General features: G+C 69.0%; 12 protein-coding genes. 3 read left to right on the top strand and 9 right to left on the bottom strand.

Going from position 1 to position 15,084, the window contains the following annotated elements; translation table 11 throughout:
• Positions 1 to 40: 40 nt before the first annotated feature.
• The 3 genes from BU28_RS0105290 to BU28_RS22045 are packed head-to-tail and all read right to left on the bottom strand — an operon-like array spanning position 41 to position 4,562.
• Complete coding sequence (locus tag BU28_RS0105290; protein WP_028718545.1) at positions 41 to 598, bottom strand: hypothetical protein; 558 nt, start codon at positions 596 to 598, stop codon at positions 41 to 43.
• Positions 595 to 3,216: a glycosyltransferase gene (locus tag BU28_RS22050; protein WP_051577762.1), complete on the bottom strand. Its 2,622-nt coding sequence runs from the start codon at positions 3,214 to 3,216 to the stop codon at positions 595 to 597. The genes BU28_RS0105290 and BU28_RS22050 overlap by 4 nt, the downstream gene beginning before the upstream one ends.
• Positions 3,213 to 4,562: a DUF6212 domain-containing protein gene (locus BU28_RS22045; protein WP_051577760.1), complete on the bottom strand. Its 1,350-nt coding sequence runs from the start codon at positions 4,560 to 4,562 to the stop codon at positions 3,213 to 3,215. Before BU28_RS22045 ends, BU28_RS22050 begins: the two co-directional genes overlap by 4 nt.
• A gap of 5 nt (positions 4,563 to 4,567) precedes the next feature.
• On the opposite strand from BU28_RS22045, the gene BU28_RS25245 reads away from it, so the two are divergent.
• Positions 4,568 to 4,987 (top strand): hypothetical protein, encoded by a 420-nt coding sequence (locus BU28_RS25245; protein WP_143809751.1) that lies wholly within the window; start codon positions 4,568 to 4,570, stop codon positions 4,985 to 4,987.
• A gap of 134 nt (positions 4,988 to 5,121) precedes the next feature.
• Positions 5,122 to 5,931: an alpha/beta fold hydrolase gene (locus BU28_RS0105275; protein WP_028718544.1), complete on the top strand. Its 810-nt coding sequence runs from the start codon at positions 5,122 to 5,124 to the stop codon at positions 5,929 to 5,931.
• Here the strand turns inward: BU28_RS0105275 and BU28_RS22040 are convergent.
• Together BU28_RS22040 and BU28_RS0105265 are read right to left on the bottom strand one after the other, a co-directional pair.
• Positions 5,897 to 7,351: a UdgX family uracil-DNA binding protein gene (locus tag BU28_RS22040; protein WP_051577758.1), complete on the bottom strand. Its 1,455-nt coding sequence runs from the start codon at positions 7,349 to 7,351 to the stop codon at positions 5,897 to 5,899. The genes BU28_RS0105275 and BU28_RS22040 overlap by 35 nt on opposite strands.
• Positions 7,351 to 8,577 carry a putative DNA modification/repair radical SAM protein gene (locus BU28_RS0105265; protein WP_028718543.1) on the bottom strand — a complete coding sequence of 409 codons (1,227 nt, stop codon included), beginning with the start codon at positions 8,575 to 8,577 and terminating at the stop codon, positions 7,351 to 7,353. The genes BU28_RS22040 and BU28_RS0105265 overlap by 1 nt, the downstream gene beginning before the upstream one ends.
• Positions 8,578 to 8,759: 182 nt before the next feature.
• Here BU28_RS0105265 and BU28_RS0105260 point away from each other — a divergent pair, with 182 nt between their 5' ends.
• Entirely contained in the window at positions 8,760 to 9,407 is a 648-nt protein-coding gene (locus tag BU28_RS0105260; RefSeq protein WP_143809752.1) for a TetR-like C-terminal domain-containing protein, read from the top strand.
• Between the two features lie 4 nt (positions 9,408 to 9,411).
• On the opposite strand, the gene iolB is transcribed toward BU28_RS0105260, so the two are convergent.
• The 4 genes from iolB to BU28_RS0105240 all read right to left on the bottom strand — a co-directional run.
• Positions 9,412 to 10,209: a 5-deoxy-glucuronate isomerase gene (gene iolB, locus BU28_RS0105255; protein WP_028718541.1), complete on the bottom strand. Its 798-nt coding sequence runs from the start codon at positions 10,207 to 10,209 to the stop codon at positions 9,412 to 9,414.
• 98 nt (positions 10,210 to 10,307) lie between these two features.
• On the bottom strand, positions 10,308 to 11,219 hold the full coding sequence (gene iolE / locus BU28_RS0105250) for a myo-inosose-2 dehydratase (RefSeq protein ID WP_028718540.1): 912 nt from the start codon (positions 11,217 to 11,219) through the stop codon (positions 10,308 to 10,310).
• Positions 11,220 to 11,230: 11 nt separating this feature from the next.
• On the bottom strand, positions 11,231 to 13,084 hold the full coding sequence (iolD, locus tag BU28_RS0105245) for a 3D-(3,5/4)-trihydroxycyclohexane-1,2-dione acylhydrolase (decyclizing) (RefSeq protein WP_028718539.1): 1,854 nt from the start codon (positions 13,082 to 13,084) through the stop codon (positions 11,231 to 11,233).
• Between the two features lie 88 nt (positions 13,085 to 13,172).
• The coding region (locus tag BU28_RS0105240; protein WP_036762101.1) for a bifunctional 5-dehydro-2-deoxygluconokinase/5-dehydro-2-deoxyphosphogluconate aldolase at positions 13,173 to 15,084 on the bottom strand (1,912 nt) is incomplete at its 5' end.

Raw genomic sequence — 15,084 nt, 5'->3', positions numbered from 1 at the left:
CCGTCGGGCAAGGCCATGCCGGGGCATGGCCGCGCCGGGTTCAGATCAGGGTCAGCGCCAGCCCGCTCAGGACCAGCCGCTGGGCCGGTTGGCGCAGGTGGATGATGACGCGGCGGCCGGTCGCCTCCTCGTCCGCGGCGGGCAGGTCCAGGCTGCACAGCGACACGGAATCCTGCTGGATGCGCCATTCGACATGGCCGCTGTCCTGCGCCTCGCCCTCGGCATCGAAGCTGCGCAGGAAGACATCGGCGACCAGCGGCACCTCGCCATGGGCCTGACATTCGATGAAGCATTTGCGCGCGATGACGCCATCGGGCAGCGGCGCTTCCAGCGTCATCCACTGCAGGCCGGCGCTGCGCAGTTCGACGGCATGGGCGTCGCTGGCCACGGGCAGCACGTCGCAGCGCGTCCCGCCGGGAACGCAGGCGCCAAAGGCGGAGGTGACGGTGTTGTAGCCGCCCGACAGGCTAAGCTTGGGCCGGCCGACCATGGCGGCATGGACCTCGGCCACGAGGTCCAGCCGGTTGGATTGCAACGCGGTCAGGACCGCGGCGGCGGCTTCGTAATTGCGAACCGCAGCAGCGTAGATCGTCGTCAATTTGATTTCCTTCCATGCGTTTCAGGAAAAGTCTGCTGATCGCCGCAGACAGGCGCCTCCCATTTCGTGCCGAGCCAGGCCAGCAGCGGGGCGGCGGCATCGGCCCAGTCGCGCGATCCCGAGGCCAAGGCACCGGCCGACACCGCCCGCAGCCGCGCGCGGTCCCGGTCGAGATCCAGAACAAGGCGCACGAAGGCGTCCTCGCAGCCATCCTCGGGCAGGATGAAACCATCGACGCCGTCGCGGATCGCCTCGCGCATGGCGCCGACATCGGTCGCCAGCACCACCACCCCCAGCCGCTGCGCCTCGAGAACCGACAGCGGCAGCCCTTCGTAATGCGAAGGCAGGATCATCACGTCGGTGTCCGCCAGAAGCGCGGTCAGCGCATCGGGGCCGCGCACGGCGCCCAGCATCCGCACCTGCGGCGGAAAGGCCAGGTCGGCGGGCGCATCGACGACCGCCTGACCCGCGACGGAAAGCCGCATGTCCGGGGCATGCCGCGCCAGATCGCCCAGGATCGCGGCCAGCCGGTGAACGCCCTTTTGCGGGTCCAGCCGGCCCATGAACAGCACGCGCAGCGGCCCGTCGCCCGGTCGGGTGGCACGGTCGTCCAAGGCCTTCGCAAGCCGATCCGCCTTCAGCGGATAGCCGGGCGCATTGACCAGCGGGCACAGCTTGCGGCGCGGCATCCCCTGGGCGTTCAGCCAGTGGGCCAGCGTCCTCGAACAGGTCAGCACCAGGTCGTAGGCGTGCTCATAGGCCAGCGCCAGCTTGGGCGGGCCATAGTTGCGGCCATAGGTGCTGCGCTCGACCAGATGCTCGTGGTCGATCATCAGGATGCCCTGCTGGCGCAGCCGGCCGGCGACCTTGTGCAGCGCCGCCGAATGGGCGTTGATGACCGCATCCATCGACGACAGCAGCCCCGCAAGGTCGGCGCGCTCGGTGCCGTTGCCCCAGCTGGGCTCGGCCGTGCCCAGGTATTCGGGGCCCGACCAGTCCAGGGTCGAGGCGTCGGGCAGCCAGCTGACCGTGGCGAAGGGCTCAAGCGCCCAGGCGTCGGAATGGATCGGGCGGTCGCTGGCGATGAACAGGTGCAGCCGGTGCCCCGCCGCCGCCAATTCGCGCGCCAGGCTTGCCGCGACCTTTTCCACTCCGCCGAAGTCGAAGATCGGCAGGACCATCCCGATGTCCTTGCGGCCGGGCTGTTTCAGCAGCGGAAAGACGATGCCGCCCGAAACGGCCTTGCGCGGGATCTCGACCGCCATCGCGCGGCTTGCCGCGCCGCCGGTCTCGCGCCAGTTCCAGCTTTGGTCCAGCGCCGGACGATAGCGGCTGCGGTGCAGCGCGACCAGAACGCCGCGCATCACCTCGGCGGCGCTGTCGCTGTCGGGACGGGCGGCGCGCCCGTCCGCCACCTCGAGCCCCCAGCTTGTCACGGGATGGGGACAGGGTGTCCGGTCGATCTCGCGCGCCCAGGCGGCATCGGTTTCCAGCAGGATGCGGCGCAGGCCCTGCATCGACAGGACCGCCCCGTCCGACGGGCGGTCGGGATTGCCCAGGTCGCCGTGGACCGCATGGCCCGCGTCCGAGGCGTCCAGGAAGAACAGGTCCACGTCGCCCGGCCATTCCAGCCGCGCCTGCCGCCGTTCGCAGTTCCACAGGAAGCCGTGCAGCAACCGAGCCTGGGCCAGCCGGGCACGGGTGCCGTCGCGCAGAAAGATCAGGACGGCGGGCGCGTGGTTGCGGTGGGGATCGGCCAGATGGGCAAAGATCCGGCGCTCAAGCTCGGCCAGGGGAACGCTTTCGCCTTGGTCGGGGTCCGTGCACAGAAAGGCCTGTCCGCCCTCGACCAGCGCATAGCGGGGAAAGCGCGCCGCTTCGAGCGCCAGAAGCGCGGGGCAGGAAAACAACCAGCGGTGCTTTTGTTCCAGAAAGCGACGCAGTTCGCCGTCGCGGTCGTGGGAACCGGCCAGCATGCTGGCGGGACGCTTGCGGTACAGCAGCACCGGCTCGGCAAAGGGCTGGCCCCGGAACCCGCGGCTGGCGGCCGACAGCCAGAAATCCCAGTCCTCGTAGCCCTGCTTCATCGTCTCGTCAAAGCGCAGCCCGGCGTCCAGCACCCGGCGGCGGATCAGGCTGCCGGCCTCGCACAGGTTGACATGGGCGTGAAACAGCAGGTCCGGTTCGCGGTCGGTGACGTAATGGCCCTTTTGGCCGAAGAAGTCGAAATCGGGATAGAACCAGTCCCGGTCGGGGTGGCGCGCCAGCGCACGGCCGAACGCGGCGCCCGCGCCCGCCGCCAGGACGTTGTCGGCATCCAGCAGCAGCACGGCCGCGATGTCCTGATCCAGCGCCAGCGCGGCGTCGATCCCGCAGTTGCGCGCGGCGCTGAGCCCGCCGTTCGGCACATGCAGCGCCGCCATGCGTTCGCCCAGCAGCGCCTGCCAGCTTGCGATGCTGGCCATGGTCTCGTCATGCTCGCAGCCGTCATTGACCACCACCAGCCGACGGATGGTGCCGCTGGCCATTTCGCGATGCACCGCGCCGATGGCGTCGTCCAGCAGAACGGGATGGCCCCAGACCGGGATGACGACGCTGACCTGGTCGCGCGGGCTCATTGCAGCAGCGCCGCGTTTCCGCCGCGGCTGGCAATGCGAAAGCCGCGGAACAGCCCCCAGCTCATGTCGTTCGGGCCGTCCGTCGCCAGCGAGGCCGCCAGCAGGATATCGGCCCGCCCCTCGATCCGCTCCTGCGGGATGCAATGGGCCTGCGCCCAGCCGTGCGGCGGCAGGCCATGCACCCAGGGGCCCATGCGGCGCTGCCAGAAACCGTCTTCGTCCACCCGGCCATGCGGGGCAACGCCGACGGCAAAGTTCAGACTGGGCGCGCGCGGATGGCCGACGTTGACCAGGGCCGAGATATGGGACATCGACGGCAGGTCCACGTCGCGGATGATGGCGCAGACCGGCCCCTGGCGCGAGGGGTGGACCATGACCGCGTCCTCGTTTTCCCAGAAGGCGGCCGAGATGTGGTCCTGGGCCTGCGGCGGAACCGCGAACAGTTCGGGCCGAGGCAGCAGCGCGGGCGAAACGAAGCCCGCCTCGTCGACCAGGGCGGCGCCTTGCACCTCGGCCGGCAGACGGACACCGGGCAGGCCCTTCCAGACCCGCAGCGCAAGCAGCTGTTCGCACGCCGGACCCTTGGGAAGCCGCAGGGCGAAGCGCTGATCGGGGACGGCATGGCCCAGGCCAAGCGACAGCGGCGCCGAATCCTTCCAGTCCAGCCGCAGCATGCAGTCGCGCTCGACCCCGCCGATCGGCTGGTCGGGCTGCAAGCGCAGCCAGCCCGCGCCGGCCCCGCCCTCGGCCGGGCGCAGCGCATGGGACACGCCGGCCGCATCGACCAGCGCCGCCTGCAACCCCTGGGCGTTCGTGCCCTGCGGCAGCCACAGATCGACCGCCGCGATGCAGGCGATGCTGAGCGGCAGAACCTGTTCGGCCACCGAGCGCGGCTCGATCCGGGCGATTTGGCCGACCGGCTCCCACGACAGGGATTTCATATAGCGGGGATTGCCCAGGCTATACATGAAATCCTCGACCGCTTTCAGGCTTTCCTCCAGCGCGTTATTCTCGTTCCGCAGAATCGAGGCGGCGAGTCGGGCCGATCCGGCATCGCTTTCGACCGAATTCATCTGATCCAGCAGCAGGCCGATAATATCGGCGGCCAGTTTCTTCTGATTGCGGGGATCGAATTCCAGCCGGGGCAGCATCTGCAAGGCGGCCGGCAGCGCGGGCATCTTGGCGGCCGCGCCCTTTCCCGTGATGACGCCCGCGGGACGGCGGCCGTCCAGACGTCGAATCGCGGCCATTCCGTCCGACAATCCAACACATTCAACGCAATCGGCAGGCATGATCGCGGCGATCTGGTCGCGCAGACCCTCCTGGACGAAAAACACGGCGCGCATGGCTGATGACCTTCAAAATCGGGTTTCAGACCCCTTTCGGGATCGACGGCTTGAATGTGTCGGCTGACAGACGCCCTCGCATTTCCGGCCATTTGCCAGCGCAATGCGACGCGCTACTCGGTAATCTGGAACAAATTATCTTTTTCGACGTTTCGGCTATTTCCACGATCCGCTGCAAGGCTGATAGCGCCCTCAAAATGGTCCGTCAACACTGGTTAACGCAAGAATCCGCCGACATATTTGTGACATCGGTGCCTATTTCGCGTGGGAAAGATCATTATGTTTGCGCTGTTCGGGATATTGATTGGGTTAAGGAAACATATGTTCTTTTTGTCTGCGATCCCGCGCCCAGTGGCGTGATCCCTGCTCGGCCAGTTGCTGCCCGAGGGTTCGGCACTGCCCGCCAGGTGCGCATCCTGCATTAGCGCGACAAGTCGGGCGCTCTGCCGCCCCGCCGAAACACCGGACAGCCGGGCTGTCACAGAAGCGTCGCGAAACCAGCGCCCCCGACCTGGCGTTCCCCCGGCTCAACGCGCGAGGCGCCAACCGGGGATCTGCCATGGCCGAGAAAGTCGAACTGCACGTCGAGGACAGCGGAGGTGCCGGGCGCCCCGTCATCCTGATTCACGGCTGGCCCCTGTCCGGGGCGGCATGGGAAAAGCAGGTGCCCGTCCTGCGCGACGCGGGCTTTCGTGTCCTGACGTACGACCGGCGCGGCTTTGGTCGGTCCTCGAAGCCCGCCACGGGCTATGACTACGATACACTGACCGCCGACCTGCATCAGGTGATTCTGGATCGCGACCTGCGGGACGTGACCATCGTCGGCTTTTCCATGGGCGGGGGCGAGGCCGCACGCTATATCCCGAACCACGGCGCGGACCGCGTTCACAGCCTCGTCTTTGCCGCCGCCGTGCCGCCCTATCTGATGCAGACCGACGACAACCCCGAAGGCCCGCTGACGCCCGAGCAGGCCAAGGCCATGGAGGACGCGCTGAAGGACGACCGCGACACCTTCTTCGACAGCTTCACCCAGGATTTCTTCACCGCGAATGAAGAGCTGAAAGTTACCGAAAGCGACCGGCAAAAGGCCATCGAACTGGCGCATCAGTCGTCCCAGGTCGCGGCGCTTGGCTGCATGAAGGCCTTCGGCACCACCGATTTCCGCGACGACCTGCGGCAGATCCAGGTGCCGGTGCTGGTGCTGCACGGCGACGCCGACGGCATCGTGCCGCTCGAGGGCTCGGGCCAGCGCACGCACGAGGCGATCCCCGGCAGCGAGCTGGTGGTGATCGAGGATGCGCCCCACGGCCTGAACGTCAGTCACCCCGACGAATTCAACGCGGCGCTGATAGCGTTCCTGCGCCGCTAAGAAAGGCTGCCGCCAGCGTCAGGTCGTCCTCGAACTGGCGCGTGGCGACGACGGCCTGCACGGCATCCGGCAAGCGCAGCAGATAGGCCGGATGCCACGTCGGCAGAATGGCCGGGCCCTGCCCCCGCTCGATGATCCGGCCGCGCAATTCGCCCATCTTGCCGCTGCGCCCGGTCAGGCCCAGCATGGCTGTCGCCCCCATGGCGACGATCAGGCGGGGGCGCACCATCCCGATTTCCTGCGTCAGCCACCAGCGGCAATGCGACACCTCGCCCGCGTCGGGTCTTTGGTGAATGCGCCGCTTGCCGCGCGGGGTGAACTTGAAGTGCTTGACCGCGTTCGTCAGATAGCTCCGGCTTCGGTCGATCCCGGCCCCGGCCAGCGCCCGGTCCAGCACCTGTCCCGCCGGGCCGACGAACGGCCGGCCAGCCAGATCCTCGAGATCGCCGGGCTGTTCGCCCACGATCATCAGGGCCGCATCCTGCGGCCCTTCGCCCGGCACTGCGCCCGTGGCCTGGGCGTGAAGCGTGCAGCGCTTGCAGCCCAGCACCCCCGCACGCAAGCCCCGCCAGCCGTCTGGTGCGAGGGGCTCGGCCGGCACCGCACGCCGGGCCCGGATGGCCGCGTGAAAGGCCGGCGGCGCGCGATCCGCCTGCGCCTCCATCCGCGCCACGGCCTCGCCCGCCCCCGCGATCATCTGCGGGATCAGCGCGGCCTCGGGCAGGTTCTTCCAGTATTTGCGCGGCATCTCGGATTGCATGGCGCGAACCTTCAGCCGGGCGGGGTTGAAGATGGCCCCGAAATAGGTCCGCCACAGGTTTTCGGTCGGGTCCTCCAACGCAGGCTTTTCGGCGAGAACCTCGTCGGTCCGCAGCTGCCCATCGGCAAAGCCCGCGCGGCCGCGCGGCGTCAGGATCAGCCAGTCCATGTCGGCAAAGCGGCGCGCGAAAAAGGGCGCGGCGCGGGCGACGATATGGTGGTCCGGCTCGAACCAGGCGACAAAGCTGCGCCGCCCGTCCGAGGGGATCTCGCGAAACCGCACAAAGGCGTGCATCTTGTGGACATCGCGCCGCACGGATTTCACCGCCCGATGCAGCCATTGCACATCGGGGTCGGGCGCGACCTCCAGCAGATGCGGCTGATCCTGCAGGCGCCAGAGCAGGCGGTAGAGCATCGCGAACCGGCCGGGGTCGCTGTGACACAGCGCAGCCTCCAGCAGGTCGGGAAAGCGGCGCGGAACCCGCGCGGGGACCGCGCCGGCGCCTGGCCGCGGCAGCGCATCGCCGGCGCCGAAGAGGTCGCTTTCGCCCGCCACGCTCCAATCGACATCCCCCGGGGCCACGCCCGCCAGCACCAGCGCCCGTGCCGCATCGCGCCATTCCCGCGCATCGGCCTGCGAGGACAGCGCGACGCGCAGCATCACAGCAACGCAAGCTGCCGGGGCGGCGGCGCGAACAGCGTCCGCAGGTCGGCGCGGTCGATCAGCCGCAAGGGCGACCAGCCCGCGGCCGAGACGAACGGACGCAGCTTCTTCACCGAGACCCGCATCCGCCCCAGGTCGTCCAGCGTCAGGCTGCGGTGGCGGCGCGCGGCCAGGATGGCATCGACGGTCCTGGTGCCCAGCCCCGGCACCCGCAGCAGCATCTCGCGCGGGGCGCGGTTCACGTCGACGGGGAAATCCGCGCGATGCGCCAGCGCCCAGGCAAGCTTTGGGTCCAGGTCCAGGTCCAGCATCCCATCGGGCCGGGCCGAGGTGATCTCGTCGATGGAGAAGCCGTAGAAGCGGTACAGCCAGTCGGCCTGATACAGGCGGTGTTCGCGCATCAGCGGCGGCTTTTGCGGCGGCAGCCGGGTCGAGGCATCCGGGATCGGGCTGAACGCCGAATAATAGACCCGCTTTAACCCATAGCTGCTGTAAAGCCGCGCGCTGGACCCCAGGATCGTCGAATCGCTCGCCCCATCCGCGCCGACGATCATCTGCGTCGACTGGCCCGCCGGGGCAAAGCGCTTGCGCCGTCCGGTGTGGGTCGGCTCGGCCCCCGCCTCGATGCGCAGACGCAGGTCGCCCATGGCGCGGCGGATCTGGCCCGGCTGCTTTTCCGGCGCGAAGTCGGCAATGCCCGCATCTGTCGGCAGTTCGATGTTGATCGACAGCCGGTCGGCGTAAAGCCCCGCCTCGTCGATCAGTGCGCCCGAGGCCTCGGGGATGGTCTTCAGGTGGATATAGCCCTTGAACCCGTGCTTTTGCCGCAAGTCGCGGGCGATGCGCACCATCTGTTCCATCGTGTGATCGGGCGAGCGCGCGATCCCCGAGCTTAGGAACAGCCCCTCGATGTAGTTGCGGCGATAGAACTCCAGCACCAGCCAGACCACCTCGTCCGGGGTGAAGCGCGCCCGCGCCACATTGCTGGAACTGCGATTGATGCAATAGGCGCAATCATAGATGCAGAAATTCGTCAGCAGGATTTTCAGCAGCGAGATGCAGCGCCCGTCCGGCGCATAGGCATGGCAGATCCCCATCCCCTCGGTCGAGCCGATGCCACCTTGCCGCGCATCGCGCCGCTCGCTCCCGCTCGAGGCGCAAGAGGCGTCGTATTTGGCCGCGTCGGCCAGAATCGCCAGTCGCTGCTGCAGATCCCGTTTCATACATGTTCTATAAATGTTCTGGCGCTTGCGATCAACCGTCTTTCAGAATCTGGACCGGGCAGTTCAAATGCCACGCAGTCGGGCCTTGAGCAGGGCGATGGGTTATTATATCAATACCGACGCGCTCTGTTTCACCGTCGTCCGTTCTCCCGTCCCCGGCGCAAGCGACCCGTGGAGAGATGATGACCCAACAGGACAGGGCCCCGACCGACAGGGCCCATGACCCAGCCAGTGGCACGGCCTTTGCCCATGCCATCGAGGCGGCAGGCCGACTTGCCGCGCAGGATGGCAACATTCCCTCGCTGGATCGGATCGCCGCCGACCTCGGGATGCAGACCGCCGCGCTTCTGGCCGTGGTCGGCTCCGAAGATCAGCTTCATCGGGCCATCGCGCAGAACGCCTTCGTGCTGCTGAACGACCAACTGGTGCGCAAGGTCGTCCAGGTGGGCGAATCCGACGTCCTGGGCCAGTTCGAGGCGATTGCCGATGCCTATGTCGAATGGGCCTGCGACCATCCCGCCGCCTTCCACATCATTGCCATGATGCCGGCCGGGGAATTCAGCCGGGACGCGGGGCTGGCCCGGTATGAACAGTCCATCCACGACCTGATGCTGCGGCTGCTGCGCCAGGCGCAGGCGCTGGACCTGCTCGCCCCCGACGAGGATCTCGAGATGCTGGTCGCCCTTGCCCACGTCTGCGCCTATGGCGCGGCCAGCCGGATGCTGTCCGGCGATCTGCAACGCTGGCTGCCCGACCACGACGCCCGCACCGGCGCGCGCAAGGCGATGTCGGTCTTCACCCGCAAGGTCCTGCGGCCTCCGGCCCCCTAGGCGCTCACCTCATCATGTGCTCGACCTCCGGGGCCGGGACGAAGCGCCAGGCCCTTTTCGGTCCTGCCATGACGTTGAGGTAGTAAAGCTCGAAGCCATGGGGGGCGCCGCAGGGGTGATGGCCGCGCGGCACCAGGGCGACGTCGCCGTCCCTGACCGCCATCACCTCGTCCAGGGACCCGTCGTCGGTATAGACGCGCTGCACCGCCCAGCCGTCCCTCGGGTTCAGGCGATGGTAGTAGGTCTCCTCCAGATAGGTGATGCGGGGGAAATCGTCCTCGTCATGGCGGTGGCTCGGATAGGACGACCAGTTGCCCGCGGGGGTGAAGACCTCGGTCACCAGCAGGCTGTCGCAGACATCCTCCGCCTCCATGGCGATGTTGTTGATGAAGCGGGTGTTCGGCCCCTCGCCGCGCTGGGTCAGGCTGATGCCGTCCGGGCCGATGCGGCGCGCGGCATGCCCGCCCGTGCCGGGGGCCGAGCAGACCGCGATCACGCAGTCGGTCCGGGCCTCGGCGCGCCAGTCCTGGCCGGGGGGCACATACAGGCAATGCGGCGGCGTCCTTTCGAAGACATCCATGCGGTCTCCCAAGACGCCCCAGTCCTGCCCCGCGGCATGGACACCGGCCTTGCCCTCGACCATGACCAGGATGACCTCGCGCCCGCCGGTCGCCTCGGCCGCAACCTCGCCCGCCCGCAACCGGTAAAGCGAAAAGCCGACATAGCGCCAGCCCGCCGATTGCGGGGTGATCTCGTGCACCTTGCCGTGGCTGCCGAAGGGTTTTCGCAACAGCGTGTTCATCGTCCGGTCCTTCCTCGTTGTCGAAATACCCCGGAGGGGAGGCGTCGCGCATCGCGCGATGCCGTGGGGAGGCAGCGCCTCCCCGCCCGCCGCGGCCCTCAGGCAGCCACGGTCTGGTCCAGCCCGGCCTCGCGCGCCGCGGCCTTCAGCGCCTTCAGGCCCATCGACTGATACTCCAGCGGGTTGCGCAGATCGGGGTCCTGCTCGGCCTCGATCACCAGCCAGCCGTCATAGCCCGCCCCGGCCAGGATCCGCAGCAGGGGCACGAAGTCGATGGCCCCTTCGGGATCGCCCGGCACGGTAAAGGCCCCGGCCAGGACGCCCTGCAGGAACGACAGCCCCTCGGCCCGCACCCGCGCCGTCACTTCAGGGCGGATGTTCTTGGCATGGAAATGCGCGACCCGGGACGCGTGGCGCGCCAGCACCGCCGCGGGGTCGCCGCCGCCGAAGGTGCAATGGCCGGCGTCGAACAGCAGATGCGTGGCCGGGCCGGTCGCGGCCATGAAGGCGTCGATCTCCTCGGGGCTTTCCACCACGGTGCCCATGTGGTGGTGATAGGCGAGCCGGATCCCCTGCCCCGCCAGATAGGCCGCGAAGGCCTCGACCTTCGCGCCGAAGTCCGCCATCTCGGCCGCGGTCAGCCGGGGCCGGTCGTTCACCGCCACATCGGGACGCCCGTGCACCGTGTTCGAACATTCGCAGGCGATGCAGACCGTGCAGCCATTGGCCTTGAGCTTGGCCAGATGCCCCTGCACGGCGGCGATCTCCTCCTCGACCGAGCGGGTCAGCAATTCCGTCGAATACCAGCCCGAGACGAAGACCAGCCCATAGCGGCCCAGCAGCGCCTTGAGCGCCTGCGGGTCGTCGGGCCAGCGATGGCCGTTCTCGATGCCGTCGAAGCCGATGACCTCGCCCGCCTCGTGCAGGATCTGTTCGGTCGGGATATGGGCGCCGATCGACGGATCGTCGTCATTGGCCCAGGCGATGGGATTGGTGCCATAGCGGATCATGGGATTTCCTTTCAATTCGCGGTCGCCTGTTTCCTGGCGTTTTCGATATATTTGGCATGGGCGTCGCGCAGGCTGTCGTGATCGCCCACCTCGGGCACGGCGACATCCCACCAGTGGCCGGCGCCCTCCAGCCCGTCGCCCGGGCCGGGGGCGGCGGTGGTGTCGATGACGATGACCGTGGGGATGGCGCGAGAGCGCGCCTCGGCGATCTCGGCCTCCAGGTCGGCGATGCTGCCGGCCTTGACCGCATGGGCGCCCATGGATGCGGCATGGGCGACATAGTCGATCTGCGGCTGCGCCTCGACGGCGCAGTCGACATACATGTTGTTGAAGGCCGCGCCGCCGGTCCCGGCCTGCAGGCGGTTGATGCAGCCATAGCCGCGGTTGTCGGTCAGGACCACGGTAAAGGGCACCCGCCGCATCACCGCCGTCGCCAGCTCGCTGTTGGCCATCATGTAGCTGCCGTCGCCGACAAAGCAGACCACCTCGCGGTCCGGTCGCGCCAGCTTCAGCCCCAGGGCCCCGGCGATCTCGTAGCCCATGCAGGAATAGCCGTATTCCATGTGATAGCCGCCCTGGGCGGGCTGCCACAGCAGCTTCAACGCGCCCGGCATGGTGCCCGCCGCGCACATCGCGATGGCCTCGGGGGCGGCGCGCTGCACGGCGCCGATCACCTGGGCGTCGGTCGGCAGGGCACCCTCGCCGGCGGGCGCCGCGCAATGGGCATCGACCGCCGCCAGCCAGGCCGCGCGACCCGCGCCGTCGAAAGCGACGCGATGATCGCCCAAGGCCGCCGACAGCTTCTCCAGCGCCACCCTGGCATCCGAGACCAGCGTCACCGCGCCATGCTTGGCCGCGTCATAGCCCTGCACGTTCACCGACACCAGCCGCCCGGAAAACAGCGTGCGCGAGCCGGTGGTGAAGTCCTGCATCCTTGTGCCCACCCCGATCACCAGATCCGCCGCGGCGAGCGCCGCATTGGCCGCGGCCGAGCCGTCGACCCCCGCCGCGCCCAGGTTCAGCGGATGGGCCTGGGCAAGGGCCGACTTGCCGGCCTGGGTCTCGGTGACGGGAATGCCATGGCGGGTGGCAAACGCCGCCAGCACGTCCTCGGCCCCGGAATAGATCACGCCGCCGCCGCAGACGATGACCGGCGCCGTCGCCGCCCGGATCAGCCCGGCGACCTCGGCCAGTTCGGCCGCATCCGGCTCGGGCCGGCGGATGCGCCAGACCCGCTCGGCAAAGAAATCCTCGGGCCAGTCGAACGCCTCGGCCTGCACGTCCTGGCAAAAGGCCAGGCAGACCGGCCCGCAGTCCGCCGGATCGGTCATCACCCGCAGCGCGCGCGGCAGCGCCGACAGCAGCTGCTCGGGCCGCTGGATGCGGTCGAAATAGCGCACCACCGGGCGGAAGCAGTCATTGGCGCTGACCGTGCCGTCGCCGAAATCCTCGACTTGCTGCAAGACCGGGTCGGGCCGGCGGTTGGCGAAGACATCGCCCGCGATGAACAGCACCGGCAGCCGGTTCACATGCGCCAGCGCCGCCGCCGTCACCATGTTCGTGGCGCCCGGGCCGATGGAACTGGTCACCGCATGGGCCCGCCGCCGCGCCTTGGCCTTGGCCCAGGCGATGGCGGCATGGGCCATGCTCTGCTCGTTCTGGCCGCGCCAGGTCGGAAAGGGCGTGTTGCCGCACAGCGTGCCGTGCTGGCCCTGGTGCAGCGCCTCGCCGATGCCGGCCACGTTGCCATGGCCGAAGATCGCCCAACAGCCCTCGACGAAGCGCTCGCCCTCGTCGGTCATCTGCATCGACAGCCAGCGCACCATCGCCTGCGCCGCCGTCAGCCGGATCGTCCCGCCATTCATGCCTTGCCTCCCGGACGCGCGCGGCGCCCCTGTCCTTCATCGTTTCCCAAATACCCCGGGGGGTGCGGGGGGCAGCGCCCCCCGTCCGTCACGCGGCCACCCGCGCCCCGGCCCGGGCCTTGTCCCAAAGGCCGCTCAGCCGGGCAAAGCGCGCCGCCATCTCCTCGACCGCCGCCTCGTCGCCGATCTTCCCCGCCAGCCAGTCCCGCGCCACCGTGCCAAAGATCGTGCGCCCGACGGCAAAGCCGCGCACCAGCGGAAAGGCCGCCGCGACGGCAAAGCTCGCCGCCAGCTCCGCCTCGGGCGCATCCAGGCCCAGCACCACGATGCCGCGGGTATGGCGGTCGTGATCCTCGATCGCGGCCACCGCCTCGGCCCAGGCGGCCGGCGTCCGCATCGGCTCGAGCTTCCACCAGTCGGGATAGACCCCCGCGGCGTAGAACTGCCGGATCAGCGTGGCGGTCGTGTCGTCATCGACCGGGCCCACCTTCGAGGGAATGATCTCCAGCAGGAACTCCAGCCCGTTCCGGCGCGCCGCCGCAAACAGCCGCTTGACCGTCGCCTCCTGATCCGCGCGCAGGGCCGCGTCGTCGTCCGGGTGGCAGAAGCACAGGACCTTGACCACGTTCTCGCGCGCCCAGGCCTCCAGCCCGCCGCAATCGGGCCCCAGCGCCGGCTCCAGCGCCAGCGGGCGCGAGCCCGGCCATTCGCAGGGCCGCCCGATCCAGAGCCCGCTGCCCGAGGCCGCATGCAGCGCGCGCCGCCCGATCCGGTCGTCGCAGAGGATCCCATAGCCCGGCCGACCGTCCGCCACCCGCAGCGCCGCCTGCAGGCACAGCTCCTTGAAGGCGCCGCCCTGCTCGGGGCTGTAGCCCGGCATCGCCTCGAGCTGGGCGCGGTGGTCGAAGGCGAACACCCGCATCGTGGACCAGTCGCCGCCGTGGTTGCGGGCGCGGTTCGTCGACCAGTGGATCTGCTCGAGCTCGGGATCGTTGCGCAGGTCCGGCCGCACCACCCCGCGCCGCAGGAAGAACTGCAGTTCCTCGAGGCTCGGATAAGCCGGCGTGCAGCCGTGGCGGCTGACCGCGAAGGCGCCGCAGGCATTGGCGTATTCCAGCGCCCGGGGCCAGCTCTCGCCGTCCAGCCAGCCCTTCAGCAGCCCCGAAAAGAACCCGTCGCCGGCGCCCAGCACGTTGAACACCTCGATCGGAAAGCCGGGGCCGGTCTCGCCGTCGTCCAGGCTCGCGGGGATCGCGCCTTCGAAGGCCACCGCCCCCCTGGCGCCGCGCTTGCAGACCAGCGTGGCGTCCGACACGGCCCGCACCGCGCGCAAGGCCGCGATGGTGTCCGTGCTGCCGCCGGCGATGTGGAACTCCTCCTCGGTGCCGACGATCAGGTCGAAGAAATGCAGCGTCGATTGCAGCTTCGCCGTCACCGCGGCGCTTTCGACGAAGCGGCTCTCGCCCGCGCCGTGGCCTGCCACGCCCCAGAGGTTCGGGCGATAGTCGATATCCAGCGCCGTCCGCGCCCCGTGCTTGCGGGCCAGCTCCAGCGCCCGGATCACCGCGGCCTCGGTGCGCGGATGGCTCAGATGCGTCCCCGTCGCCAGCACCGAGCGCGTCTCGGCGATCAGCCCCTCGTCGATGTCGTCCTCGCACAAGGCCATGTCGGCGCAGTTCTCGCGATAGAAGATCAGCGGAAAGCTGTCCTCGTCGCGGATCCCCAGGATCACCAGCGCGGTCAGCCGCTCGGGGTCGGTCCTGACGCCCCGCACATCGACCCCCTCGCGCACCAGCTGCTCGCGGATGAAGCGGCCCATGTGCTCGTCGCCCACCCGCGTGATCAGCCCCGACTTGAGCCCCAGCCGCGCCGTCCCGCAGGCGATGTTCGTGGGACTGCCCCCGATATACTTCGCAAACGACCCCATGTCCTCAAGCCGGCCCCCGACCTGCTGGCCATACAAATCAACCCCCGCACGGCCAATCGTGATAACGTCAAGC

It is taken from the genome of Paracoccus yeei ATCC BAA-599 (assembly GCF_000622145.1).
GTDB classification, from domain to species: Bacteria; Pseudomonadota; Alphaproteobacteria; order Rhodobacterales; family Rhodobacteraceae; genus Paracoccus; species Paracoccus yeei.
The sequence above is the reverse complement of the archived record's forward strand: the minus strand, read 5'-3'. Positions and strand labels throughout refer to the sequence as shown.

Bases quoted from the DNA above. Each gene is read 5' to 3' on its own strand.
- iolB (WP_028718541.1), bottom strand. From the start codon at position 10,209: ATGAACACGCTGTTGCGAAAACCCTTCGGCAGCCACGGCAAGGTGCAC.
- iolE (WP_028718540.1), bottom strand. From the start codon at position 11,219: ATGATCCGCTATGGCACCAATCCCATCGCCTGGGCCAATGACGACGAT.
- BU28_RS22045 (WP_051577760.1), bottom strand. From the start codon at position 4,562: ATGCGCGCCGTGTTTTTCGTCCAGGAGGGTCTGCGCGACCAGATCGCC.
- BU28_RS0105260 (WP_143809752.1), top strand. From the start codon at position 8,760: ATGACCCAACAGGACAGGGCCCCGACCGACAGGGCCCATGACCCAGCC.
- iolD (WP_028718539.1), bottom strand. From the start codon at position 13,084: ATGAATGGCGGGACGATCCGGCTGACGGCGGCGCAGGCGATGGTGCGC.
- BU28_RS22040 (WP_051577758.1), bottom strand. From the start codon at position 7,351: ATGCTGCGCGTCGCGCTGTCCTCGCAGGCCGATGCGCGGGAATGGCGC.
- BU28_RS22050 (WP_051577762.1), bottom strand. From the start codon at position 3,216: ATGAGCCCGCGCGACCAGGTCAGCGTCGTCATCCCGGTCTGGGGCCAT.
- BU28_RS0105275 (WP_028718544.1), top strand. From the start codon at position 5,122: ATGGCCGAGAAAGTCGAACTGCACGTCGAGGACAGCGGAGGTGCCGGG.
- BU28_RS25245 (WP_143809751.1), top strand. From the start codon at position 4,568: ATGACCTTCAAAATCGGGTTTCAGACCCCTTTCGGGATCGACGGCTTG.
- BU28_RS0105265 (WP_028718543.1), bottom strand. From the start codon at position 8,577: ATGAAACGGGATCTGCAGCAGCGACTGGCGATTCTGGCCGACGCGGCC.